Below are 24424 nucleotides of genomic sequence, written 5' to 3'. Positions count from 1 at the left end.
CTGGTCAACTCGCTATCGCGGGCCAGTTGCCGGATTGGGCCAGCGCGCCGCGTATCTCGTCGGAATGCTCGCCCGGAACCGGCCATGGTCGCGGCACGGGCGCGGGCGTTGTATCGAATTTCGGCGCCGGTGCGGGTTGCTGGATGCCGCCGACGGAAATGAAGGTTCTCCGCGCTACGTTGTGCGGGTCGGTCATCGCTTCGTCCACGGTCAACACCGGAGACACACAGGCATCACTGCCGGCAAAGACCTCGATCCATTCGGCGAGTGGTCGACCGCGGATGATGGCGACCACCCGTTCAGTCATTGCGGCCCACAGTGCCGAGTCGCCGTGACTTTCCTGCCACTCCCCCTCGAAGGGCACACCCAATCCCTGCAGAAAGTCTCGGTAGAACTTGGGTTCGATAGCGCCCACGCTCAAGTATCGGTCGTCCGCGGTGCGGTACACGTTGTAGAAGTGTGCGCCACCATCGAGCATGTTCGTCCCACGCTGGTCACCCCAGAGGTTCGCGCTGCGCCAGGTGTGCAGCATGGTGGTGAGCAGTGCGGCGCCCTCGGTCATCGCCGCATCGACGACCTGCCCCTCCCCCGTTCTGGAGGCGTGATGCAGCGCCGCGAGAATACCGTAGGCCAGTAGCATGCCGCCGCCACCGAAGTCCCCGATGATATTCAGCGGTATTGCCGGTGGGCCGTTGCGAGGACCGATCGCGTCGAGTACGCCGATTCGCGAAATGTAGTTGATGTCGTGACCGGCATGCTGCGCCAACGGCCCCGTCTGCCCCCACCCGGTCATCCGCGCATACACCAATCGGGGATTGATGCCGTGACATGCATCAGGCCCCAGCCCCAGTCGTTCGGTGACGCTAGGCCGGTACCCCTCGATGAGGACGTCGGCTTGACCGATCAGTTGTCTTGCGACGTCGATATCGTCCGCGTCCTTCAGGTCAAGCTCGATCGACCTCCGGTTGCGGTTGAGCAGATCCTGATGCGGGGGCACCGGATTTCCGGCGTGCCCGCCTTTGCGGTCGACCCGAATGACGTCAGCGCCGAGGTCCCCGAGCAGCATGGCCGCGAACGGGGCGGGCCCGATGCCCGCGAGTTCGACGACTTTCAGACCGACGAGCGCCCCGCCCGTCACGCTAACTCGCTGTGTCGCCGCAAGACATCACGTGCGATCGCGTGCTTGTGGACCTCAGTCGGACCGTCGTAGAGGCGGAAGGCACGCATGTCGCGGAAGATCATGCCGATCACGGTTTCGTCGGAGATACCGATGCCGCCAAGAACCTGCACGCAGCGGTCGGCCACTCGGTACAGTTCCTCGGACACCGAGGCTTTCGCCATCGAGCTTTCGTGGCGGCCCTTGGCGCCTTGGTCCAGCTGCCAGCATGCCCACCAGATCATCAACCGGCACTGCTGAAGTGCAATCTCGTTGTCGGCAAGCATGAACGAAACGCCCTGGTGTTCCCCGATGGGCTTGCCGAACGCGGTCCGGGTCAGCGCATGCCCGATAGCTATTGACTGCGCCCGCTCGGCGGCACCGAGCCACCGCATGCAGTGAGTCAGCCGCGCCGGTGCCAGCCGAAGCTGCGCGTAGCGCAGCGCGTTTCCAGCTTCGCCCAACAGCGCCGACTTGGGCAGCCGAAGGTCGTCAAATCGCACCACACCGTGTCCTTCGACATAGTTGCGATCCATCGTGGACATCACCCGCTCGATCACGATCCCTGGGGTCTCACCGTCGCACAGGAACAGGGTGGGCCCACCGGGACCGAACGAGTTCTCCTCAACGTCGGCCATGATGATCCAGGTCCGGGCTCCGGAGGCGCCGGTGATCAGCCATTTGCGCCCACTAATGGTGTAGGTCTTACCGTCGAACACCGCTGTGGTGGTCAGTTGACGGGGATCCGACCCGGCGCCTTCCGGTTCGGTCATCGCGAACACCGAACGCTGCCGACCATCGATGACCGGCTTGAGGTACTGCTCGACCTGCTCGTCATTGGCGATCTTGGACAGCAGATACATGTTGCCCTCGTCGGGTGCGGCGCAGTTGAGCGCCACCGGACCGAGGGTAGACCAACCCGCCGCCTCGTACAGCACCGCCTGCTCACGGTGCGACGGCTCGCGGCCGCCAAACCTGCGCTGCGCCTGGAAGGTCAGCAGACCTCGATTGCGCGCTAACGCAACAAGTTCGGACCGCAACTCTTCGTTGGGGCCATGCTGGGTGAGCCGGGGGTCGGTCTCGTACGGGACGATTTCCTCTACGACGAAGGCACGGATCTCGTCTCGCAACCGGGCCAGTTCTGGAGTGATGGTGAAGTCGATCATTGTTCTCCGTTCATCAGTGCGTCGGCACGCTCAAAAAGCTGCAGGGTCGTGGAGTGAAGTTCGTCCCCGGTTCGCCGGGGAGCCAATCCGGCTTGCGCGCGGGCGTATGTGCCCTCCAGGACGATGCCGAGCTTGAAGCAGGCCAGGACCGTGTACCAGGTCACGGTCGTAACATCGCGGCTGCTACGCCGGGCGTATTGCGCGACCAGTTCATCGGCAGACGGCAGCGACGACGCCATGAACGCCCCGCCGAACACACTGGTGGCCTGCGGCAATTGCCAGGTGGCCAGCAGCCAGCCGAGATCAAGCAACGGATCGCCGATGGTGCACATCTCCCAGTCGACGACCGCCACGATGTCGGCGGAACATCGATCGAACATCACATTCGCAGAATGGAAGTCTCCGTGCAGGATTCCCGCTGACCAGCGTTCGGGTCGATGACATTCCAACCAGTCGGCGACCTGTACGACGTTCGGTATCCCGGCTCCACGGTATCCCTCAAATTTGTTATAGGAGTCCAATTCGGCAATCCACCGGGGCACCTGCCGCTCGAGAAACCCATCCGGCTTTCCGTAGTCCTCCAAACCGACGGCACGGTAGTCGATCTCCCCCAGCTCGGCGAGCACGTCGACAATGTTGAATGCCATCTTCCGCCGAATCTCGGGATCGTTCGCATGTAGGGCAGGCAGTTCGACGCTGGCGTTGAACCCGTCGACGGGCTCCATCAGGTAGAAGACTGCGCCGCTCAGCGTGTCAGTGTCCGCGCAGACGTCGATCAGCCGCGGGTGGGGAACGTCGGTATCCGCTAGCGCCTTCAGGATTCGCGTCTCCCGCAGTATTGCCGAATTGCTGAACGGCCGCAGATGACGCGGGCCACGGCGTAACACATAGGTGCGGCCGGCACGGTTGAATGTCACCATCACGTTCTGGGTCCCACCACCCAGCGCAGCGACTTCGGTAATCGCTCCGTCGCCTAACCCACGCTCCGACATCCAAGCCGCTACGGCGGTGATCTCCAGTGGTTCAAGAGTGTTCGCAGGCGGCGTGCTGGCCGCGTCCCGACTGACCGAAGTCACAGCTACGTCTCCACCGGGCAGCTGGTCGTCATTGCCGACCCCTCGGCGGCAATGGCGGCCCGAGCGGGGGTATCGTCGTGAGCCTGAATGATGCGGACCATCGCCGCCAACGCTTGGCGGTCCTCATCGTCACGGACAGCGATTGAGAATTCGATATCGGTCACAATGGCGGAATATCGGTCGAGGATCCGCTGTCCGATGTTGTCGTAAGTTCCGACAACGACGAACATGTCAAGAACCTCATCGTCGATGAGCTCGGGGAGTTCCTCCCATCGCTGTGCCTTCGAAAGGACCTGCGCTGTCGTCGCCAATTCGGAAAGCCCGACATGTTCGAAGGCCGCGGCATATCCGGGAGTCGAGGCGTAGAACGCGATGCGCGCCCTGGCGTCGCGCACCTTGTCGACGAGTTCCGACTCGGTTCGAGCGGAGGCCACGAGTGGCTTCATGCACACTCGGAAATCGTCCAACGCACGGCCGGACCGCTTGGCACCACGTCGGACCGCCGGCAGCATGACCTTGTCGATATAGGACGGTGTGCACACAGGGTGCGGGCGAATGCCGTCGGCGACCTCGCCCGCAACGGCGCACATCGCCTTGTTCACCGACGCCAGGTGGATCGGAATGTTCGGGTGCTCGATCGGTCCGGCGTCGAACAACGGCACCATCAGCGACAGGTCGTAGTGCTGACCTGAGAATTTCAGCGGCAGCCCGCTCTGCCAGCACGCCCAGACGGCCCGGACGGCCTGGACATATTCGCGCATCCACGGCGCCGGCGGATGCCAGGCCATGCCGTACCGACGCTGGATGTGCCCGCGCACCTGAGTACCAAGCCCGAGGGTGAAGCGGCCTCGGGAGAACTTCTGCAGCGTCCACGCATTGAGCGCCATGACCGTCGGGCTGCGCGGAAACGCGATGGTGACACCCGTGGTGAGGCGGAGACGTTCGGTGTGTTCGGCCGCCAGCGTCAACACGGTGAACGGATCGTCTTTCGTCTCTTCGACCACCAGGCCGCCGTAGTCCAACTCTTCGAGCAGTTTCGCGTTCTCGGCGACGGTCCAGATGTCCAGCGGCGTTGCCGGCGTGCGCAATCCCGGATCGACCTTGCCCAGCGGCAGCAACGTCTCCAGCCTCACTGACTCTCCTCACCTCGATTGAATGCACACCGAACGTACGCTTGGCCCAGGTTGCCGAAACAGGGCCGAATCTGGCTAATGAGTTCACCGAATCGCTCGCCGGTGGGTCCATGTGCCGCACCGGCCGAGGCCTGTCAGAGCGGTGATACGGGGCGGTGACGCGGCGTCAGCGTCTGCATCAAGCGGCGCCGGGGCAGGGTCCGCAGCGTCGCCGCGAGCATCTCCCGTGTCTGGCTGGGCCGCACAATGGCGTCCACCGCGAATCCCTCGGCGGCCCGCACCGCACCCAGGTTGGCGCGATGGGTCGAGACCAGGCGCTGCTTGGCCGCCTCGGAATCGTCGGCAGCGGCGATCTCACGTCGGAAGACCAACTCGACCGCGGCGTCGACGGGCATCACCCCCGACTCGGCATGAGGCCAGGCGATGACCAGCTCCGGGTGGAAGGTGCGCCCGCCGGACATGACGATATAGCCGCCCCCGTAGCCCTTGCGGACCAAGATCGTCACGGTGGGAACCGTGGCGGAGGCCAATTCCAGGGTCAGTCGGGCGGCGCTGCGCGCCAGACCGTTTCGCTCCGCATCCGCGCCCACCGCGAGACCAGGCAGATCCATCATCACCAGCACGGGAAGCGCGAAAGCCTCGCACAGCGACACCAGGTGCGCCGCCTTGTCGGCCGCATCGGCGTCCAGCATCCCGGCTCGATGCAGCGGCTGGTTCGCGATAATCCCCACGGACCGGCCGTCGATGGCGGCGAGCACGCTGAGCATGTTGCGCCCGAAGCCCGCCTTCAGCTCTACCATCGAGTTCTCATCGACCAGCGCCTCGACGACCTCGCGCATGTCGTAGCCGCGACGCAGGTCTGCCGGAACCAGGTCGTCGATCCGGCCGGCCAGACTCGTCGGCGGGGGCGATCCGGGCGCGTTGACCGGCCCACACTCAGCGTTCTGCGGCAGCAGTGACAGGTAGCCGCGGATCGCGTCCATCGCCTCGACCTCATCATCGACCGCGAGGTCGATCACGCCGAACGACTCCTGGGCATCGGAGCTGTAGATTTCATCGGTGTCCACATCCTCGCCGGTCGCTCCGCGCACGATCCGCGGCGGCGCCATCCCGATCGAGGCCATGCCCCGCACGGCGACCACAAAGTCGCACAGCCCGGCAGTGAGCGTGGGCTGGCCGAACGCCGGTCCCATCACGGCGCTCACCAGCGGAACCCAGCCCGACAGCCGGGTCAGCATCTGTTGAAAGTCGAAGCCGAAGGCGAAGCGGCGGGCATCGAGCCCCTCCTGGATGCGGTGGCCGCCCCCGTCGAAGATCATGACGACCGGGATGCCACGCGTGGCCGCAAGCTCCCAGCACCGTCGCAGCTTCTCGTTGCCGAGATCACCGTTGCTGCCACCCGCTACCGTGAAGTCGCTGGAGACCACCACAGCAGCACGGCCGTCGATCTCAGCCAGGCCGGTGACCAACGCGTCCGCATGCAGAGGTGCCGTCCCCACAGGGGTCTCGGGCGTGGCGAGCGCACCGATTTCGATGAACGTTCCATCATCGGCGAGGAGCGCGATCCGCTCCCTGGCGGTCCTCTTGCCCAGCGAGTGCTGGCGTGCGACCGCCTCGGTGCGTGCACCATCCTGGCCCTGGGACAGCGCCGCCTCGTGGTGCAGTCGACCTGCCGCGCTCAAGCCGGTGCCCCTACCCGCCAGATACATACCGTCGTTCTTACAACATACCGCCGGCCGGCGGACAGCGAACCCGCAGCAGTCTCGGCCTCAGCCAGATCCATAACGATGCGACAATTCGCGGCGACGTCCCCGCGGTGTCGTATCGAACCAACGTCGGCAACTCCTGGTCAGCGAACTCTGTTCGGAGTAGCCGAGTTGCCGTGCAACCGTCGACAGCGGGACGTTGGGGTTGGCGAGCAGACCCTCAGCGATGTCACGCCGCACCTGGTCGAGAAGTTCGTCGAAAGTGGTTCCGGACTCAGCAAGCCGCCGCTGCACCGTCCTCGGGTGCATGATCAGCAGGGCCGCGACCCGCTTGAGGCTCGCCGCTCCTGCCGGCAGTGCGCGTTTGACGGTGTCGGCGACGACATCTAGGAATGCGGTGTCCCGGTCGGCGCCGGCCATAAAGCGCACCGCGAGGTCGTAGGCGAGCGTATCGACCTGGGTGATCTTGCGGTCCAGCAGCGCACGCGGAAAAATCATGCTGTTACGCGGCGCCTCGAAGTCGACCGGGCACGCAAAGTTGCGCACGTAGACCTCGCGCTCGGAGATGCGCGGGTGCTCGAAGGTGACACGGAGGGGACGAAATTCCGGGCCCGCGAGCATCGTGAACAACCCGTGCATGAACCCCAATGCGAGTTCGACGACGTGGTCACGAAACGGCAGGCGACGCAGCAGGGTACGGAACTCGAACGCCGCGAAGTCGTCGTCGAGGTGCAGCGCGGTGGCGATCGCCGGGCTGTAGACGTGCGAGTACTCGGCGACCGATTGCAGGGCCGCCCCGACGGTATCGGCGTTGCGCGCCACGATGGCAACCGGCCCGAGGATGTCGGGGTGTTGCCTGGCGGCCAGACGCAGTGCGACATCGGGTATCTCGAACTTGTGCGCGACCGTTCCGAGCACCGTCGACAACGCGCTGAACGGTATGTAGCGATCGTGGGCGCCGATCATGTCCATATCGATGCCGACATCGCCGAGTAGTTCGGTTGGGTCGCAACCGATTTCGCTGAGCAACTCGGGGAGGTGGCTCAGTGATGCGGCACTGATCAGATCCCCCATGTGTTGAAAAGTAAAAAACTCGGCACCAAGTGTCAAGAACCCCGGGACCGTTGTCTGCCAGACTCGGCACACCCGCCGGCCACGCGACGGAATGACCGGCGGCCGTGAGTTCTCCGAGAGCGAGCCCGGACCGCGAGTTCCGATGCTCGCCGTAGCCCATCGCCGTTCCGCCTCTCATCTTTCATCTTAAGTTCGAAAGGTCACCAACAATGTCAGACGAAGGGGTGTGCGCGGCCACGGAACTGGTTGGGGCCACTCGCGAACTCACGGCCGCCCCGACGGTATCGGCGTTGCGCGCCACGATGCGGTTTGCGCTATGTAGTGCGAAGACCCGCTCCTCTCCACAGAAAGTGATTCGAATGCCGAACGATAAGGCGCTTGCCACGATTGCCGGCGAACGCGCTATCGAGCGCGCGCTGGTCAAATTTGCTCGTGCAATGGACGAATTGCCGACGAACGTGCCATCGAGCGCGTGGTCGCGGTTATTTTGTGGCATGTTGTCGGCTCAGGCGGAGGGCAAGGAGGCGATTTCGCTGTCTTTGGGCGGTCACGCGCTACGTCGTTAATCTGGTGGCGCCCGGGACGGGGGACCACGGTCCCGGAGCCCACTCTGGCTGCAATCGTCGATCACGGCGTAGTGCGGGGGGGATCGGGTGACCGCCAACTTACGTGCAGGCGCGCAGCGTGTTCGACGGACTCGATGCAATAGGGATCGACAGAGTGAAGTGGCCGACAAGCTGCAGAGTCGCGGTGTCGCTCAGTTCCGGAAGTCTTGGTGCGCTGATCGCCGAGGTTGTCGCGCTCCTGGAAACCCGCCGATTCCACCCGTAAACCTGACGAATAGCGCAGCACAGTAAAGGGATTCAGATGCAAGTGGGAATGGTTGGTGTGGGCCGGATGGGTTCCGGGTTGGTGTGCAGGTTGCAGCGCGCGGGACATTCCTGTGTGGTCTACGACCCGGATACCGATGCGGTGGACCGGATCCGTGACCGGGGTGTGGTTGGTGTCGGATCGCTAGCTGACTTGGTTGCTTCGCTGGGCCGGCCGCGCGTCGTGTGGATCATGGTGCCGGCCGCTCTGACCAAAGCGGCCGTCACGGGGGTCGGAGACCTGCTTGACCCCGACGATGTGATCATCGACGGCGGAAATTCGTTCTACCGTGACGATGTCGCCCGTTCCCGTGCGCTGGCGGCGCGCGGAATCCACTACGTCGATGTCGGGACCAGCGGTGGCGTGTACGGTGCTGAGCGTGGGTTCTGCCTGATGATAGGCGGTGATACCGCGGTCGTCGAACGGCTCGATCCGATCTTCCGGGCGCTGGCCCCCGGACTGGGCGCTGCTACGCGAACACCTGGTCGCGACGGGCCGATAACTCCTGCAGAACAGGGCTATCTGCATTGTGGCGGGGCCGGGGCGGGTCATTTTGTGAAGATGGTGCATAACGGGGTCGAGTACGGTCAGATGGCCGCGCTGGCCGAGGGGATGGCGATCCTGCGGAACGCCGATATCGGTGCTACGGCTCGATCTGTGGACGCCGAGACCGCTCCACTAGTCGACGCGTCGTTCTACACCTACGACTTCGACGTCGCCGAAGTCGTTGAGGTCTGGCGTCGCGGAAGTGTGGTCACCTCGTGGCTCGTGGATCTGACGGCTGCTGCCCTGCATGCCGATCCCGATCTCAATGGATTTTCTGGCCGCGTAGCCGATTCCGGTGAAGGTCGGTGGACGGTGCAGGCCGCTGTAGACGAAGGTGTCCCGGCGCACGTCCTTACGGCGGCCCTGTATGAGCGGTTCGCCTCACGTGGCGAAGCAAACTACGCCGACAAGGCGCTGTCGGCGATGCGCAATGCGTTCGGTGGCCACATCGAGAAAGGGCCCATGGCATGAACATTCAAGGCCTTCCCGCATGGATCCAATTGCAGCGCCACCGTCATGAGTTGCGCGCCAACAGGATTGCTGACCTGTTCGTCGCTTCCCCCGGCCGAGGGCCCGCGATGACGGTCGAACACGACGGCCTCGTACTTGATTACTCCAAGAATCTGGTGACCGTACGCACGATGGAGCTCCTTGTTGAACTCGCGAACGAACGCGGGCTTGGTGCAGGTATTGAGGCCATGTTCCGCGGGCAAAACATCAATACCAGCGAACACCGACCGGCGCTGCATACGGCGTTGCGCGCACCGGCGGGGAAGGTCATCGAGCTCAACGCGAAGGACATCGTGCCAGCAGTTCAAGGTGTGCTGGAGCAGATGAGCGAGTTCGCCACTCAAGTCCGATCTGCCAACTGGCGTGGGGCGACTGGGAAGCCGATCCGAGCGGTGGTTAACATCGGTATAGGGGGCTCTGATCTGGGTCCGGCGATGGCGGATCATGCATTGCGGGAGTTCGCTGCATTCGACGTGCGATTCGTATCGAATGTGGACGGGCACCACCTCACTCGCATACTGGGCGATCTGGATCCGGAAACCACGCTATTTGTGGTCTCGTCCAAAACCTTTACGACAGCCGAAACCTTGACCAACGCGCGCACCGCGCGTGACTGGTTGCTGGCATCCGTTGACGAGGCCGACGCGATCGCACGGCATTTCGTGGCCGTATCCACCAACGCGAGCGCGGTCGCCGATTTCGGAATCGCTCTGGAGAACATGTTCGAGTTCTGGGACTGGGTGGGCGGACGCTACTCACTGCCCTCCGCGATCGGATTATCGCTGATGTGTGCGATCGGACCCGAACGGTTCCGGGAGCTGCTCGCTGGCGCGCATTCGATGGACCAGCACTTTCGCACAACCCCACTGCGCAACAACATTCCAGTCCTGCTCGGGCTGCTCGGCATCTGGTACCGCAACTTCTGCGATACCCAAACCCATGCCGTACTGCCCTACGACCAGCGACTCTCAAGGTTCCCCGCTTACCTACAGCAGTTAGAAATGGAGAGTAACGGAAAAGCAGTCGGGCGCGACGGGGCCGACTGCACGGTAGACACCGCACCGGTCATCTGGGGCGAACCTGGCACCAACGGTCAGCATGCCTTCTTTCAACTGCTGCACCAGGGCACGCTGCTCATACCCTGCGATTTCATCGGCGTCCTCGAGCCCGCCCACGACTTGGCTGGCCATCACGACATGCTGATGGCGAATCTATTCGCTCAATCTGAAGCGCTGGCCTTTGGCCGACCAGCAGCCGCCGATGGGCCGAGGCAGCCGGCGCATCGCAAGTTTCTCGGGAATCGGCCCAGCAACACGATTCTGCTCCCGAGGCTTACGCCATATTCACTCGGTCAGCTGATTGCGCTGTACGAGCACAAAGTGTTTACCCAAGGATGGGTCTGGGGCATCAACTCCTTCGATCAGTGGGGTGTAGAACTCGGCAAGGAACTCGCGGCGAGGATCGTCGACGAACTCGGAACGGAACACGAACTCGCTCACGATAGTTCGACTAACGCGCTGATTTCCCGCTACCAATCCGCGCGGGGCCGGATGGCCTGACGTGGAAGGTAGGTGGGCATGCAGGCTTCCCGCTGTCGCCGCAATTCGATACAGGCAAGCGGCGAATTCCTCGAAGAGCGGCAACGAGTTTAGTCAAGTCAATCGACATGAGAGAAATCTACGCATGAGCCTGAAACTGGGTTACAAAGCATCTGCAGAGCAGTTCGACCCCCGGGAACTGGTCGAACTAGCGGTGGAGGCAGAGGCGCGCGGGATGGACAGCGCTATGGTCAGCGACCATTTCCAGCCCTGGAGGCACCAGGGTGGTCACGCGCCGTTTTCGGTCGCTTGGATGACGGCAGTCGGGGAGCGTACTACCACACTGATGTTGGGCACCTCAGTAATGACCCCGACGTTTCGCTACAACCCGGCCGTGATCGCCCAGGCGTTCGCCACAATGGGTTGTCTATATCCCGGGCGCATTCTGCTTGGCGTGGGTACCGGCGAGGCGCTCAACGAGATCGCCACCGGCTTCCAAGGCCCGTGGCCGGCGTTCAAGGAGCGGTTTGCCCGACTCCGGGAGTCGGTGCTGCTGATGCGTGAATTGTGGCGCGGCGGGCGGGTGGACTTCAACGGCGAGTACTACAAGGTGCGCGGCGCATCGATCTACGACGCCCCCGAGGGCGGTATCCCGGTCTACGTAGCCGCCGGTGGACCGATCGTCGCCCGATACGCGGGGCGAACGGGAGACGGATTCATCTGCACGTCCGGCAAAGGGATGGATCTGTACACCAACAAGTTGATGCCCGCTGTCGCCGAGGGCGCCAGCACGGTCGGGCGTAACCTATCGCAGATCGACCGTATGATCGAAATTAAAATCTCTTACGACACAGACCCGAAAGCGGCACTCGAGAACACCCGCTTCTGGGCACCTCTCTCGCTTACTGCGGAGCAGAAGCACTCCATCGACGACCCGATCATGATGGAGCGCGCCGCCGATGAGCTGCCGATCGAGCAGATTGCCAAGCGCTGGATCATCGCCGCCGATCCGGACTATGTCGTCGGGCAGGTCCAACAGTATGTCGACGCCGGATTCAACCACCTGGTTTTCCACGCCCCTGGCCACGATCAACGCCGTTTCCTCAAGCTGTTCGAACGCGACCTGGGTCCGCGACTGCGAAGACTGCTATAGGACGCTTCTGTCACCCCACCCCCACCGCTGTCCAGATCGCCAAGATGCTCGACTGGGCTCGTCGACCGGCGTAGGCGTAGACCAATCTGAGCATATGGCGCTCCTGCCCAGCGAACTCTGACCCTTTCGTGCAGTGAGAACCACTCGTTGTGATGACGCGCCGGTACTTCGCGATCGGCAGACTGAGTTCGGAGGAAATGGGACATTTCCGCCAGCCACCCGGCGACGGGCCTATCCCAAGAAGGTGACATCAGTGACTACCGGCGCTCGTGGATTCGGCAATCGCCATTGCACCGTGGTGGTCGGTGCCGGTCACGGTGGCGGCAACCTGGTATCCCTGTTGCGGCAGTACGGTTACGACGGCGGCGTGGTGATGTTTGGTGACGAACCGCATCCCCCGTACCACAGACCACCGCTGTCTAAGAAGTTCTTGTCTGGCGATCTTGAGCAGTTGCTGCGGCCGGTTGATTTCTATCGCAGTCAGAACATCGAGATTCGGCTGGGAACGGACGTTGTCAGCGTCGACCGCGTCAACCAGGCGATCGTGACGAGCACGGGTGAAGCGATCGGCTACCAGTATCTGGTGCTCGCTACTGGTGCGGAGGCACGGCAATTGAGAGTACCCGGCGCCGAACTGAACAACATCGTCAGTCTCCGTACCCTCGACGACGCGCATGGGCTGCGCGATCGCATTGCCAAGGCCCGCCGGCTGGTGATCATCGGCGCTGGTTACATCGGCCTGGAGGTGGCCGCCGAAGCCGTCGCCAACAGTGACACGAAGGTGGTCGTGCTTGAACGCGAGCAGCGCATCCTGGCTCGGGTGGCCAGCGCGACATTCTCCGACGTCATGGAGAAACAGCACGCCCGTCGGGGTGTTGAGATTCGCACCGGCGAGCAGGTTGTCGGATTCGTCGGCGACGACAAGGGCGCAGTATGTTCCGTGCAGCTCAATGGAGGTGAGGAGCTTGACTGCGACGTGGTCCTGGTCGGGATCGGCGCCACTCCGCGCGAAAAGCTGGCCAAGGATTGCGGAATCCGCTGTGATAACGGGATCACCGTGGATGAATCCGGTCGCACCAATGACCCGGCGATCTTCGCCATTGGCGATGTGACGAAGCGGCCGATGATGGGGGTCGCCGACACCATCCGCATGGAGAGTATCCCCAGCGCTGTCGAGCAGGCCAAGTGCGTTGCTTCGGTGATCGCCGGGCGGCCGCTGCCGATTCGGGAAGTACCGTGGTTCTGGTCGGATCAATTCGACTTACAAATCAAGATTGCGGGCGTCGTGCCGGCGACGGGGACGACCATCGTCAGAGGCGATGCGGATACCCGCAAGTTCGCCCTGTTCCATCTCAACGACGACGATTCGGTGATTGCGGCCGAGACGTCTAACAACCCGTCGTTGTTCATGGCCGCTAAAAAGGCGATCAGTCAGCAGGCAAAGGTGCATCTGGATCTGCTGGGCGACGAGTCGGTCGATATCAAACGGTGTTTTGAATTCCATTGACCCGTGCCGCTGTTGGCGATGCAGTCACGGCCGTAATGGCCCGACCGGCGTGGCGGGCGGGTAGCTTCTGGCTGCTCGTTGGCCGAATTTGCTGGCGAGGTGTACACGGTAGGCCCCGGGGCTGTGTCCAGTCCATTGCTTGAAAGCTCGGGTGAACGCCCGCGCCTCGCTATAGCCGACAAGCCTACCGATCTCTTCCACGGGCACCGAACTGCCGAGGAGTCGTTGAACCGCAAGATCCCTGCGGATGTTCTCTTTGATCTCGCGATACGACGTGGATTCTTCGCTGAGTCGTCGACGCAAGGTAGATTCCGCCATACTCATTTGGTGAGCCACCGAATTGAGCGGCGGAAAGGTTAGCGGTAACGATCGAGCAGCCAGTAGTGTAGTTTTCACCCGACGCGAAATGCTGTTCTCGTCGGCCGGTGTCGACATGAACCCCAATGGTGCCGCCGCCAGAAATTTCTTGAGTTCAGCGCGGCTGCGGACGACGGGCTGCTGCAAGAACTCGCGGTCGAAGATCACCGACGTCGCATCCGAGTCGAAATAATGCGGGCAACGGAAGATATAGCGCAACTCATCTGCATACGCCACCGGCCGGGGATAGCTGAATGTCGCCGCCGTGAGCGGAGGCAACGAGCCGGCGAGCCACCCGATGAGCCGATACCAGATCGTGGCCCAGAACTCCAGGAAGTAATGGCTGGGATCGAGGTCAAGGGACGCGAACTCGATGGAAAGGCGCAGTTGCTGCCGGTCGCCGTCCAGAGACATCGTCATTGCGTCGGTGATGAGCTGATAGAACAAGACGCCCTTGCGCAGTGCGGCTTCCAGCGACGGCTCGGTGATGATCCCGTACGTCATCATGGCGAACGTCCCAGGCCGGGCCGGACGCGCCAAGAAGCCCATGAACTCGTCATCGAGCGCGAACCACATCAACTGCACGAGGCGGGCCAACAGTTCGACATCGCCGCGCCAGGACGGGTCGAAAACGCGATCCTTGTCCAGGCCAATCTCTGCCAACAGGTCATCCGGGTCGATCCCGTGGCGCTGCGCACTATGCAGTGTCTGTTGAAAGTAGTACGCACACGAGGTCGCCATTTGGCTCGGATCTCCCTTCCGCGACGAGGCGTCCGTGCTGGGCTTACCGCCCTGGCATAGGTGGTCGCTGGACAGTGTCGAATGCGATGTCGATGAGATGTCCTAGGTCCCGGGTCCCGCCGGACTCGGCCCATTCATTGAGAGCGACGTCTAGGCATGCCAACGCGCAGTAGATAAGCGCGGCGGCCGCCATGTGACCTTCCGGGTGACCGTCAATGCGGGATTCGATGAGGGGGGCGAGCAAACCCGCCCATACGGTGTGTTTCTGATGGCCGCGCGCCCGCAACGAGGGAGTGCTGGATGCGACACGCGTTGAACGAAGGGCGGTGTCGGGCTCGGCCTCTGCGATGTCAGCGATGACGCGGATGGCGGCGTGCAACGCTGGCCACGCGGCTTCACTGGGCGGCCGATCGGCGAGTGCGGCGCACACGGAATCGCCGATCGGCAGCAGATCGCCGAACACCACGTCCTCTTTGGTTGCGAAATAGCGGAAGAACGTTCGTACCGATATGCCAGCTTCCCTTGCGATGTCGTCCACCGTGGTTGCTTCGAACCCATGCTCGTCGAACATGCAGAGGGCACGGTCGGCGATATCGGCCCGAACCGCGGCGCGCGTGCGATCGCGGATACCCATCGGTCGAGCCGGCGGCTTCGTCACCCGTTGCACCGGCGAAATGTTACACGCTGTAGCACGATTGACATTGACTGCCAAACTCGACATAGTCTGTCTATGGCATCGAAGCTAACGATGGAGGATCGAGTCTTGGGCAGCCAGGGACTGAAGTCCTCGGCGATGGGATACGGTTGCATGGGTATTTCAGTTGCCTACGGGCCGGGCGATGAACAGGGCGGGAGCGAGGCGATCCGCCGCGCCCACGACCTCGGCATCACGCATTTCGATACGGCAGAGATGTATGGCTGGGGCGAAAACGAGCGAATCGTGGGCCGGGCGCTGAAGGCCATCCGCGATGAGGTCGTCATTGCTACGAAGTTCGGATTCACCGCCCCGGACCTCGGCGTCGATAGCCGACCGGACCACATTCGCGAGGTGCTGGACAACAGCCTGCGCAACCTCGGTGTCGACTACATCGATGTGTTCTACCAACATCGGGTAGACCCGAACGTCCCGATCGAGGACGTTGCCGGCGTGGTCAAAGAGGCGATCGAAGCTGGCAAAGTCAAGTACTTCGGAATGAGCGAAGCCGGCGAGAAGACCATCCGACGTGCTCACGCGGTGCAACCCGTATCGGTTCTGCAGACCGAGTACTCGCTGTTCGAACGCGATGTTGAGCGGTTGTTTCCGACCTTGCGAGAACTCGGAATCGGGTTCGTTGCCTATTCGCCGCTGGGCCGAGGCTTCATCACCAGTGCGGTGAAGGCTGCCGCAGAGTACGACGCGACGGATATGCGTCAATACGACCCGCGCTGGCAGGCGGGAAACTTCGAGAAGAACCGGGACGCGACTCGCCTGCTGTCCCAGCTCGCCGCCTCCCACGGTGCCACCGTGGCGCAGTTGGCGCTGGCCTGGATCCTCGCCCAGGGTGACGACATCGTTCCTATTCCGGGCAGTCGACGTGCGGAGCGTGTCCAGGAGAACGCCGAAGCGGTGAACCTGGTGCTGTCACAAGACGATATGGACACGATCGCCGAGATCTTGCCGACCGGCGGGCATGGTTCCCGGTACGTGGACGCCATGCTTCCCCAGTGGGATTGATTCAACGATGTGTGGCGTTCCACTTGCATGTGTTAGTACACGAAGTCCTCGCCGCTGGCGCGCACGGTGACGTCACTGATGCTGATGCCCCACGGCTGATCGATGACGTGCACGACGGCATCGGCTAGCTCGTCGGGCTTGATCATCCAGTACTGGACAGAGTCGACATCGGTGAGTGCCGCCGGCAAGGTGCCTTCGGCTGCCGCACCCCAATGCTCGGCGAACTGCGGTGCCCGCTGCCCGGTGAGTCCGAAGGCGGCTGCCTCGTTGACGATTCCTCCCACCAGACCGGTGCCGAGGACGCCCGTCGGCTTGACGGTCGTGACCTTGATCTTTCCCTTGGTCTCGATGCGCAGCGAATCCGAGAGCACGGTGACCGCCGCCTTCGTCGCACTGTAGACACCGGACCCCTCGACACCGGCGTTGCCGTAGATCGACGAGATGTTCACCACCTGGCCGCGACCTTGGGCGATCATCTGGTCGTAGACCGCGGAGATGCCATGAATCGCGCCCTTGAAGTTGATGTCGATCACCTTGTCCCAGGCCGCAGCCGCCGCCTGATGGTCGGCGAAGAAGGCGAGCGGCATGATGCCGGCGTTGTTCACCAAAACGTCGATGGCCCCGTAGATTTCGACGGCGCGATGTGCCGCCACGCGCATTTGAGCGAGGTCGGTAACGTCGGCGACCACGTCGACCCCCTGGTTGCCGGCCGCGGTGATGCCCTGAAAGACGGTCTTGAGGTTGGCGGCGTTCACGTCGACCCCAACGACTTTCGCGCCGCCCGCCGCGCACTTTTCGGAGATCAGCTGGCCGAAGCCGTTGCCGGCGCCGGTGACGATGATGACCTTGTCTTTCAGATACTCGGACATGGGTACTCCTCTGAATGGGTGGGATGGATGGGAAATGCGACGATCAGACGACGTGGACAGCGTCGAGTACAGCCGCGACGCGGGCATGATCACCGCCTAGGTCGACGGCCGAACGCCAGGCGGTGCGACGGGTAGCCCAGCGAGTGAAATCGAGTGCGTCGCTGACCGCGACGTCGTCGGGTAACTGGACAGTTTCAGCGGCCGTGATCGTCGTGGGGTCCGCGGCGTCGCGGGCGAGGGTGAAGCTGCGGTCGGTGGCACCGGTGAGGCACAGACCGATCGGGGCATCGAGCAGCGGTGCGAGCGCCGTTCCGCACATCCCGCGCAGGCCGGCGAGCATCCAGTCCAGTGCGGGGTTGATCGCTGCCTCAACGGGGATCTGCGCGGTGGCCGAAACCCGGGTGGGGGTGAACAGATCCGAATCCAGGTGCACCAGATGGTCGAAGGCGACGGCGTCGGCCAACTGCGCCATCCGGTAGGTCCCCAGGTCGAGCAGTGGAAGCGGCTGATCGCGCAGCGGCTCCTCCTGCAACGCGGCCAGCGTCTCAAGGCCGATCTCGCTCTGCGCGTTGTAGTAGTCGATCACCTGGGCGGGCATCCACTGCGCGTTCTGGGCGACGACGGCGTCGTTCAGCCTCTCGGCCATGCCGCTCGGATTGTCCGGCAGGATGAGCTCGGGATCGGCGATGAAGTTGAAGAAGAACGCCATGTGCCCGACTAGATCCTGGACTCGCCAGCCGCGGCAGGCGCTGTCGGCCGCCCAGTCCCGGAGGGTCAGGTTCTTGATGAGTTCGCGAGTGGCCCCAACCAGTTCCGTGGCCGCGCACACCCCTTCGTCTGACATTGTTGGTGACCTTTCGAACTTAAGATGAAAGATGAGAGGCGGAACGGCGATGGGCTACGGCGAGCATCGGAACTCGCGGTCCGGGCTCGCTCTCGGAGAACTCACGGCCGCCGGTCATTCCGTCGCGTGGCCGGCGGGTGTGCCGAGTCTGGCAGACAACGGTCCCGGGGTTCTTGACACTTGGTGCCGAGTTTTTTACTTTTCAACACATGGGGGATCTGATCAGTGCCGCATCGCTGAGCCACCTCCCCGAGTTGCTCAGCGAAATCGGTTGCGACCCAACCGAACTACTCGGCGATGTCGGCATCGATATGGACATGATCGGCGCCCACGATCGCTACATACCGTTCAGCGCGTTGTCGACGGTGCTCGGAACGGTCGCGCACAAGTTCGAGATACCCGATGTCGCACTGCGTCTGGCCGCCAGGCAACACCCCGACATCCTCGGGCCGGTTGCCATCGTGGCGCACGGAACAACGATGCTGAACGGAGCATCCCGGCTATTGGGAATTGAGGGTTCCCGACAGTCCGTGGCATCAGCAGCTGCCGCGCACGCGGGCGGATCATCAGACCACCGGTGAGGGCGACTACGCCGCCGAGGATGTAGAGAACCGGATATCCGCCGACGGGCGTGAGCGCTCCCAGCGCGATGACGGCCGGGGCCAACAGCGGACCCACCGAGCGTGGAATCGAATCCGAGAGCCCGGCAAGCGACATGTAGCGGCCGGATTCGCGGCCGTCGCCGGCCAGAACATCAATGGTCAACGCTGCTTCCACCGGCATCAGGATCCCGGTGGCCAACCCGGTGATCACCATCCCGGCGAAGTAAATATCCACAGTGTGTGACGCTGCGATCGTTACAGCACCTGCCAGTGCTACGACGGAGGCGCCCACGCTCGCACCGATTAGAGCCGTTGCCAAACCACCAGGCCGGTGAGCGTGATCAGGCGCGAGAGATCAGCGGAGGCCACGCCTAGCTGATCGGTGAGGAAGTAGAACCCGTAGGTGGTCGTGAGCGTGCTGCCCATCGTGAGCACAAACTTGGCTTCCCAGGCCCAGGAGATGTCAGGCACCACCCGCGGGCGAATCCTGAACATCTGCAGAACATTCGACAGGCAAGGGCCGTCGGCCAGTTCCTCGACTCTGGGCCTGCGGTCCTGCAGTATGAGCACTGGCGCTGGTCCCCTTCCGAAACGACACATTCGATGCCGCCCGCACCCCACTCCACAATGTTGTTGAGCACGCGCTGGTCCATTCGCAGAGTTGCCTGGCGTTGATCACAACGCCCTCCATCGCGGGGTAAGCCCCCTGGTGTGGTGGCGTTTCGGGAGGTGACGCCGATGAACCGGCCGGGATTGAACCGGTCCGGCTGGGCCACCAGTTGGCCAGTCGTATGACGCGGACACGTTAATGGCCACTTGCGATTTGCGTGGGATGTAGCGCCCGGCTACCTCGGCGTCCTTTACGGCACGGGCGGAGCCGAGTGGCGGCCGGGCGTACATTCGCAGGATCTCCTTGAATGCGTCGCTGACCAGGGCTCCCAACGAACAGCCCTCGCGCCGTGTTCCAGCGCGAAAGTGCCACTACCAGCACTTTTGCTGGAGCTGCTGCGGGAATGTCAATTCTCACCAGTGGTCGCCACAAAACCGCATCTGACTGTGCCCTGGTCGGGGAGCGCGCCGAAGTCCCAGGTGACGACGACGGCGCTACCCCACCACCGCAGCTGCACCCCACGGACCCTTCCCGATCCGCGCCTCAGCAACCCGCCCATCAGCCGAGAACCCGACGAATAGCGCCCCCAGCTGACCCGCTTCGTCCGCGGCGACGACGCTAGCTCGTCTCCCGTCACCGCGCACAGCCGAGTCATCGAGCACAGTAAATGTGTGGCCGCCGAAGACGATGCGGCTGCCGACAAGTCCCGCCGGCGCGGCGGGCGCCGACCGCTGCGGAGTCAGCCCCCACACCCACCCGGAGCTGAACCCCACCGCCGCGCCGCCGGCCAGCAGGGCGATCGCCAGCCAGATGACCACGCTGTTGCCGCTGAAGTGCGCGACCCCGGCGAGGATCCCGCCGGCACCGCCCAGCAGCGCGGCCTTCTCGGCTCGGGTCAGCGACGCGGAGGCAGATTCGGTGGTGGTCACGGCTTTCCTTCTTCCTTGCGGGCGGCGCGGTAGTTGTAGACCGTCGCTCGTGACACTCCGAACTCGGCGGCCAGCACGGTCGCCACTTCGCCGTCGGCCAGCCGCCGCGCGACTTCGGCGGCTTGATCATCGGAGAGCGCCGGCTTGCGCCCCTTGTAGACGCCCTTCGCCTTCGCGATCGCAATGCCCTCGCGTTGCCGCTCCAGGATCATTGACCGCTCGAATTCCGCCACCGCGCCAAGCATCGACAGCAGCAGCGTGCTCATCGGCGAGTCGTCGCCGGCGAACGTCAGGTTCTCTTTGGCGAACTGGACCCGGACACCGCGATCCGTGAGCTCACGGACGGTCCGGCGCAGATCTTCAAGATTGCGGGCGAGCCTGTCCATCGAGTGCACGACGAGGGTGTCGCCGTCGCGGACGTAGTCGAGCGCGGCGGCGAGCTGCGGCCGGTTGATGTCTTTGCCGCTGGCCTTATCGGTGAACACCTTGTCCAGCGTGAGGCCGTCGAGCTGACGCTCGGTGTTCTGGTCGAGAGTGGAGACGCGGACGTAGCCGACGGTCTGCCCGTTGCCCATGACCGCTCTCCTCTAACTAGGTTCATAGAACATGCTAGACATTCGTCTAACAATTCGTCAACCACCCTTGTTAGACAACATCGCCCCAGTTCACCACCTTGAGAGATTCGTCTAACACGGGTACACCCGTGTTAGACAGTGAACCGGCGTCGCAGAGTCGATCCGCACAAACAGCGGCACCTCCGCCGAGCCCTCTTGAAGACCCCGAATCGTTCAGCAAGAGTCTTCACCAATGGTCCTACGGCCCGTTTCCAGCCGAAGGTTCCCGATTCCACATCGACATATCATTGACAGATAGCAAGGATAAGGTGGACCATGGGCAGTGACGGCATCGACGACGTCATCGAGTGGGCGGAGTCGCAAGGATGGACGGTGACAACTGACGCCAACGGATACCGCCGGTTCTACGACCCTGCAGGCACTTACATCACCCGGTACCCGGCGACACCAGGGAACGCACGTCGCCGGCGCCTCGATGTGTTGACCAAGGTGAAGAAAGCCGGACTCCCGTGGCCCGTACCGAACAAGAAGGAACTGCGCTCGGTGCGACGCAAGGAGCAGGAAGGAGAAGGCTGATGAACGAGACCAACGACTGGGTGCTGTCCTACACCTTCGACCTGGATCCGGATACCGCGACTGTCGACATCTGGGAAGGTGTTCTCGATGGGTTTGACGGATCGGTTGCGCGGATTCCCGGCCACGGGATCGACATCACCGTGTGGGCTGACGGCACGCTAGACATGCTCGACGCGGCGAACAAGCTGACTCACGAGATCATTGCTCTGATCGGGGCGCAGCCAGTCGGGCTGGAAGTTCTACGCGAGCACGAGTACGAGCAGCGAGCCGAGGCACCGAGCATGCCGGAATTGATGAGCGCTGCGGAAATCGCCGGTGAGCTGGGGGTGTCGCGGCAGCGCGTCCACCAGCTCCGCGAGCTTCCCGCGTTCCCCGCACCGCTGGCGGAGTTGCGGGGCGGCGCGGTCTGGGACGCACGCGCTGTGCGGATGTTCGGTCGGAACTGGGAACGCAAACCAGGCCGCCCTCGCGCTGCTGACGTCGTGTGACCGCGCCCGCCTTATCCGTCGCTAGCGGTCAGCCCGAGTCGGGCGGTCAGCTGTCGCGGCGGACCTGAATCACCCGGTGTCCCCATCCCCGGGTCGGGTCCAGCCGACGAAGAGGCGTTTGGTTGAACAGCCGCTGAACGAAGGGGCCTCGCCAAGCGTGGTGCTTGTACGCATACATCCAATGTCCTGCTAACCACAGCATTACCCCGATCAGCAACGTGACGACGGAAATCGCCGCCGCGTCAAGGTAGTTGCTCAGGCCGCTCCAGAACATCCCCGATACTCCGAAGCCCATCAGTAGTATTCCCGCGAACCGCGCCACGGCCGAGCCGAACCACCACGCGATGATGGCGACCACGATCGCGACAGAAAGGTACGTAAATACCAGCACTGCGCCATCTTCGCACGCAAACAGCAGGTGCACCCGGCGTCAACCGAGGTCGTCGGCGAGCACCTCTGCCTCCGCCAGTCCCGGCAGCCGCTCCTTGAGCAAATACGCCATCATCCGCCGCGCCTTCGCGACGACCGGTCAGTCCCTGCGAACGGCCCGACTCTCCACGACAGTGAATTCCGCAAACCGGCATTCACTAATACAGTTCCCCCATGACCTCCCCCGTCCTGCGGGTCACCCCGGTCAGCCTGCGCGATCTGGCGCAGCGCTGCACGGTGCTGTCGGGTCAACTAGCACCGGCACTGCCCGCAGCTACCGCGTCCGGCTGGCAGTCCAGCGGAGCTGCAACCACCACCGTCAATACCAGTGCAAGCAGCGCCGGCACCGCCTCCAAGTCCCGGATGACCGCGAGCTCGAACAAGCTGGGCATCGCGGCTCGCGAGTACGAGTTGATGGACCATGATGGCGCCGCCGCCCTGAACGCAGTCCCCCAGCACGGAGCCAGTCTTCCCACGCTGATCCCCCGCAGCTCCGGTGTCGACGGCGGCGCCGGCAAGCTCGGGATATAGGCAGGTAGACCGCGATGTCCGGATTGCCGCCGCTAACCGAGATCGAAGACGCCAACTGGGATTACCTCACCACCAATGCCACCGCCTGGACCAACCTCGCCAACACCTGGGAAGCCGCGTTCACCGAAGTCCGCGACGCCTCAAAGAGTCCCGGAGGCTCCCCCTGGACCGGCGCCGGCGCCGAAGCCTTCCAACAGCGCGCCGCCGCCGACGTCGTGAAAATCCACGGTCCCGCCGACATGCTGCGCAACGCCGCCGCGATCGCCACCCGCGGCGCGCAAGCCCAGCAGAGCAACAAGGGACTGGTGCTCTCTGCCGTCAATACCGCCGAGCGCGAGGATTTTCGGGTCGGCGACGACTACTTGGTCACCGACACCTGGACCTACTACAGCTCCGCCGCGGAACAGGTGCAGCGCGAGACCGCCGCGGAAAGACATTCCAGCTTCATCAAGTCCCGCGCCGCCAACCTAGTCAACAACGAGCAGGAAATAGCCCGCCAACTCAACACTGCCACCGCGGGCCTGCACGGGTTCGCCTTCCCCGAAGACGGCGCCGATGGTGGGGCGGGCGGAGCTGACGCGGGGCCGGGGATACCGCCGGATGACCCGAAGCAGTTCGCGCAGTGGTGGAAACAGCTGAGCCAAGAACAGAAAGACGCCGCCTACAGCCGTGACCACTTCATCGGCAACCATCCGGGGATGCCGTTCGACGACAAGACGCACTACAACGAACGGCATCTGCCGGAGCTGATGACCAATGCCCAGTCCAACGTCGATGCGATGCAAGCACGTTACGACCAGCTCGCCCGCCAGGTGTACATGGGCGATCACAGCCCGGAGACAAGCAGCGAGCTGGCCACTCTCGGACCGCAATTACAGGCGGCCAAGCACTCGCTGGCGGAGTATCAGGGTGTGCAGAACGCGATGAATACACCGGAAGGTGGTCCGCCGCGCTACCTTGGTTACCTCGACGACCAGGGACGTGCGGCTGTCTCGATCGGCGATCCCGACACTGCCAAGCGCAACGCCATCTTCGTGACCGGCACCGGAGCCGACCTAACGCGGATCGATGGCGCCACCGACAAATCACAAGCGATGTATGCCGCAACGCGTGCCGCTGACAAGAGCCTGCAGGACGGGGATGTAGCGGTGACGACGTGGATGGCATATGACCGCCCCATGGACGTGTTCGAAGCGGCGCACACCAGCTACGCCCATAACGGCGCAGCCCGGCTCGATTCGTTCGAAAACGGAATGCGGGCCTCGCACATCGGGGCACCGTCCACCGACACCGTGATCGGACACAGCTACGGCTCCACCCTGGTCGGCGCAGCGTCCACCGACGGGCATCACCTCGCCGCCGACAGGATCATCGCCGTCGGCAGCCCTGGCATGCTCACTGACTGCGCGGAGGGACTCGACCTGAACCCAAACGCCAAGGTGTTCGCAACCAGGGCGGATAACGACGTCATCACTTGGGCTACCGGTTTCACGCTGGGACCCGACCCCACCGATATGAATTTCGGAGCCACTCGCCTCGACGCCGATCCCGGGCCGTCGGGCATCTTGGGCATTCCCGGCACCAGCATCGACGCCCATAGCAGCTACTGGGACCGTGGTAACCACGCCTTGACCAACTTCGGGAACGTCATCGCCGGTGTTGACCCGCCGTATGTGTTGGCGCCACCGCCGCATATGGAGAAGCCATGGTGAACCGCGCCGCAT

Annotated in this window: 24 protein-coding genes and 1 pseudogene; 11 read left to right on the top strand and 14 right to left on the bottom strand. The window is 63.5% G+C overall.

The window, feature by feature from the left end; genetic code table 11:
* Positions 1 to 4 precede the first annotated feature (4 nt).
* From ACJH5R_RS20695 to ACJH5R_RS20670, 6 genes are all read right to left on the bottom strand, one after another.
* Positions 5 to 1138 carry a CaiB/BaiF CoA transferase family protein gene (locus tag ACJH5R_RS20695; protein WP_406782765.1) on the bottom strand — a complete coding sequence of 378 codons (1134 nt, stop codon included), beginning with the start codon at positions 1136 to 1138 and terminating at the stop codon, positions 5 to 7.
* Positions 1135 to 2322 carry an acyl-CoA dehydrogenase family protein gene (locus ACJH5R_RS20690; protein WP_406782764.1) on the bottom strand — a complete coding sequence of 396 codons (1188 nt, stop codon included), beginning with the start codon at positions 2320 to 2322 and terminating at the stop codon, positions 1135 to 1137. The genes ACJH5R_RS20695 and ACJH5R_RS20690 overlap by 4 nt, the downstream gene beginning before the upstream one ends.
* Positions 2319 to 3314 (bottom strand): phosphotransferase family protein, encoded by a 996-nt coding sequence (locus tag ACJH5R_RS20685; RefSeq protein ID WP_406782814.1) that lies wholly within the window; start codon positions 3312 to 3314, stop codon positions 2319 to 2321. The genes ACJH5R_RS20690 and ACJH5R_RS20685 overlap by 4 nt, the downstream gene beginning before the upstream one ends.
* An 86-nt stretch (positions 3315 to 3400) precedes the next feature.
* Positions 3401 to 4531: a TIGR03617 family F420-dependent LLM class oxidoreductase gene (locus ACJH5R_RS20680; protein WP_406782763.1), complete on the bottom strand. Its 1131-nt coding sequence runs from the start codon at positions 4529 to 4531 to the stop codon at positions 3401 to 3403.
* A gap of 134 nt (positions 4532 to 4665) precedes the next feature.
* Positions 4666 to 6213, bottom strand: coding sequence for an acyl-CoA carboxylase subunit beta (locus ACJH5R_RS20675; protein WP_406782762.1), 1548 nt, complete (start codon positions 6211 to 6213; stop codon positions 4666 to 4668).
* A gap of 87 nt (positions 6214 to 6300) precedes the next feature.
* Complete coding sequence (locus tag ACJH5R_RS20670) at positions 6301 to 7311, bottom strand: AraC family transcriptional regulator (protein ID WP_406782761.1); 1011 nt, start codon at positions 7309 to 7311, stop codon at positions 6301 to 6303.
* Between the two features lie 209 nt (positions 7312 to 7520).
* Here ACJH5R_RS20670 and ACJH5R_RS20665 point away from each other — a divergent pair, with 209 nt between their 5' ends.
* The 5 genes from ACJH5R_RS20665 to ACJH5R_RS20645 all read left to right on the top strand — a co-directional run bounded on the left by ACJH5R_RS20665 (position 7521) and on the right by ACJH5R_RS20645 (position 13435).
* Positions 7521 to 7877 (top strand): hypothetical protein, encoded by a 357-nt coding sequence (locus ACJH5R_RS20665; protein ID WP_406782760.1) that lies wholly within the window; start codon positions 7521 to 7523, stop codon positions 7875 to 7877.
* Between the two features lie 301 nt (positions 7878 to 8178).
* The gene (gene gnd, locus ACJH5R_RS20660) at positions 8179 to 9198 is read left to right on the top strand and encodes a phosphogluconate dehydrogenase (NAD(+)-dependent, decarboxylating) (RefSeq protein WP_406782759.1); all 1020 of its coding nucleotides are present in this window, start codon (positions 8179 to 8181) and stop codon (positions 9196 to 9198) included.
* A complete protein-coding gene (gene pgi / locus ACJH5R_RS20655; protein WP_406782758.1) occupies positions 9195 to 10796 on the top strand; it encodes a glucose-6-phosphate isomerase in 1602 nt (533 codons plus the stop codon). The genes gnd and pgi overlap by 4 nt, the downstream gene beginning before the upstream one ends.
* 124 nt (positions 10797 to 10920) lie before the next feature.
* Positions 10921 to 11928, top strand: a complete 1008-nt coding sequence (fgd, locus tag ACJH5R_RS20650; protein ID WP_406782757.1) for a glucose-6-phosphate dehydrogenase (coenzyme-F420) — start codon at positions 10921 to 10923, stop codon at positions 11926 to 11928.
* A 253-nt stretch (positions 11929 to 12181) separates the two neighbouring features.
* Positions 12182 to 13435, top strand: coding sequence for an NAD(P)/FAD-dependent oxidoreductase (locus ACJH5R_RS20645; RefSeq protein WP_406782756.1), 1254 nt, complete (start codon positions 12182 to 12184; stop codon positions 13433 to 13435).
* 24 nt (positions 13436 to 13459) lie between these two features.
* On the opposite strand, the gene ACJH5R_RS20640 is transcribed toward ACJH5R_RS20645, so the two are convergent.
* Together ACJH5R_RS20640 and ACJH5R_RS20635 are read right to left on the bottom strand one after the other, a co-directional pair.
* Complete coding sequence (locus ACJH5R_RS20640) at positions 13460 to 14533, bottom strand: AraC family transcriptional regulator (RefSeq protein WP_406782755.1); 1074 nt, start codon at positions 14531 to 14533, stop codon at positions 13460 to 13462.
* Between the two features lie 43 nt (positions 14534 to 14576).
* Positions 14577 to 15200, bottom strand: coding sequence for a TetR family transcriptional regulator (locus tag ACJH5R_RS20635; protein WP_406782754.1), 624 nt, complete (start codon positions 15198 to 15200; stop codon positions 14577 to 14579).
* A gap of 81 nt (positions 15201 to 15281) precedes the next feature.
* On the opposite strand from ACJH5R_RS20635, the gene ACJH5R_RS20630 reads away from it, so the two are divergent.
* Entirely contained in the window at positions 15282 to 16247 is a 966-nt protein-coding gene (locus tag ACJH5R_RS20630; protein WP_406782813.1) for an aldo/keto reductase, read from the top strand.
* A gap of 32 nt (positions 16248 to 16279) precedes the next feature.
* On the opposite strand, the gene ACJH5R_RS20625 is transcribed toward ACJH5R_RS20630, so the two are convergent.
* Entirely contained in the window at positions 16280 to 17116 is an 837-nt protein-coding gene (locus ACJH5R_RS20625; protein ID WP_406782753.1) for an SDR family oxidoreductase, read from the bottom strand.
* Between the two features lie 43 nt (positions 17117 to 17159).
* Positions 17160 to 17960: a maleylpyruvate isomerase N-terminal domain-containing protein gene (locus ACJH5R_RS20620; RefSeq protein ID WP_406782752.1), complete on the bottom strand. Its 801-nt coding sequence runs from the start codon at positions 17958 to 17960 to the stop codon at positions 17160 to 17162.
* Between the two features lie 209 nt (positions 17961 to 18169).
* On the opposite strand from ACJH5R_RS20620, the gene ACJH5R_RS20615 reads away from it, so the two are divergent.
* Positions 18170 to 18541 (top strand): AraC family transcriptional regulator ligand-binding domain-containing protein, encoded by a 372-nt coding sequence (locus ACJH5R_RS20615; RefSeq protein WP_406782751.1) that lies wholly within the window; start codon positions 18170 to 18172, stop codon positions 18539 to 18541.
* Positions 18542 to 18865: 324 nt separating this feature from the next.
* On the opposite strand, the gene ACJH5R_RS20610 is transcribed toward ACJH5R_RS20615, so the two are convergent.
* From ACJH5R_RS20610 to ACJH5R_RS20600, 3 genes are all read right to left on the bottom strand, one after another.
* Positions 18866 to 19132, bottom strand: coding sequence for a hypothetical protein (locus tag ACJH5R_RS20610; RefSeq protein ID WP_406782750.1), 267 nt, complete (start codon positions 19130 to 19132; stop codon positions 18866 to 18868).
* 534 nt (positions 19133 to 19666) lie between these two features.
* Entirely contained in the window at positions 19667 to 20101 is a 435-nt protein-coding gene (locus ACJH5R_RS20605; RefSeq protein WP_406782749.1) for a hypothetical protein, read from the bottom strand.
* Complete coding sequence (locus ACJH5R_RS20600) at positions 20098 to 20676, bottom strand: recombinase family protein (RefSeq protein WP_406782748.1); 579 nt, start codon at positions 20674 to 20676, stop codon at positions 20098 to 20100. The genes ACJH5R_RS20605 and ACJH5R_RS20600 overlap by 4 nt, the downstream gene beginning before the upstream one ends.
* 315 nt (positions 20677 to 20991) lie before the next feature.
* On the opposite strand from ACJH5R_RS20600, the gene ACJH5R_RS20595 reads away from it, so the two are divergent.
* The gene (locus ACJH5R_RS20595; protein ID WP_406782747.1) at positions 20992 to 21252 is read left to right on the top strand and encodes a hypothetical protein; all 261 of its coding nucleotides are present in this window, start codon (positions 20992 to 20994) and stop codon (positions 21250 to 21252) included.
* 251 nt (positions 21253 to 21503) lie between these two features.
* Positions 21504 to 21719, top strand: a pseudogene (locus tag ACJH5R_RS20590) (hypothetical protein); the annotation flags it as partial.
* Positions 21720 to 21786: 67 nt separating this feature from the next.
* Here the strand turns inward: ACJH5R_RS20590 and ACJH5R_RS20585 are convergent.
* Positions 21787 to 22164: a hypothetical protein gene (locus ACJH5R_RS20585; RefSeq protein WP_406782746.1), complete on the bottom strand. Its 378-nt coding sequence runs from the start codon at positions 22162 to 22164 to the stop codon at positions 21787 to 21789.
* A gap of 179 nt (positions 22165 to 22343) precedes the next feature.
* Between ACJH5R_RS20585 and ACJH5R_RS20580 the strand changes: the two genes are divergently transcribed.
* Together ACJH5R_RS20580 and ACJH5R_RS20575 are read left to right on the top strand one after the other, a co-directional pair.
* Positions 22344 to 22700 carry a hypothetical protein gene (locus ACJH5R_RS20580; protein ID WP_406782745.1) on the top strand — a complete coding sequence of 119 codons (357 nt, stop codon included), beginning with the start codon at positions 22344 to 22346 and terminating at the stop codon, positions 22698 to 22700.
* 14 nt (positions 22701 to 22714) lie between these two features.
* Positions 22715 to 24412: an alpha/beta hydrolase gene (locus ACJH5R_RS20575; RefSeq protein WP_406782744.1), complete on the top strand. Its 1698-nt coding sequence runs from the start codon at positions 22715 to 22717 to the stop codon at positions 24410 to 24412.
* The last annotated feature ends 12 nt before the right edge of the window (positions 24413 to 24424 follow it).

Source organism: Mycobacterium sp. SMC-19 (assembly GCF_045310815.1).
In the GTDB taxonomy this organism is placed as follows: Bacteria; Actinomycetota; Actinomycetes; order Mycobacteriales; family Mycobacteriaceae; genus Mycobacterium.
This window is presented reverse-complemented; position numbering and strand designations above follow the sequence as displayed.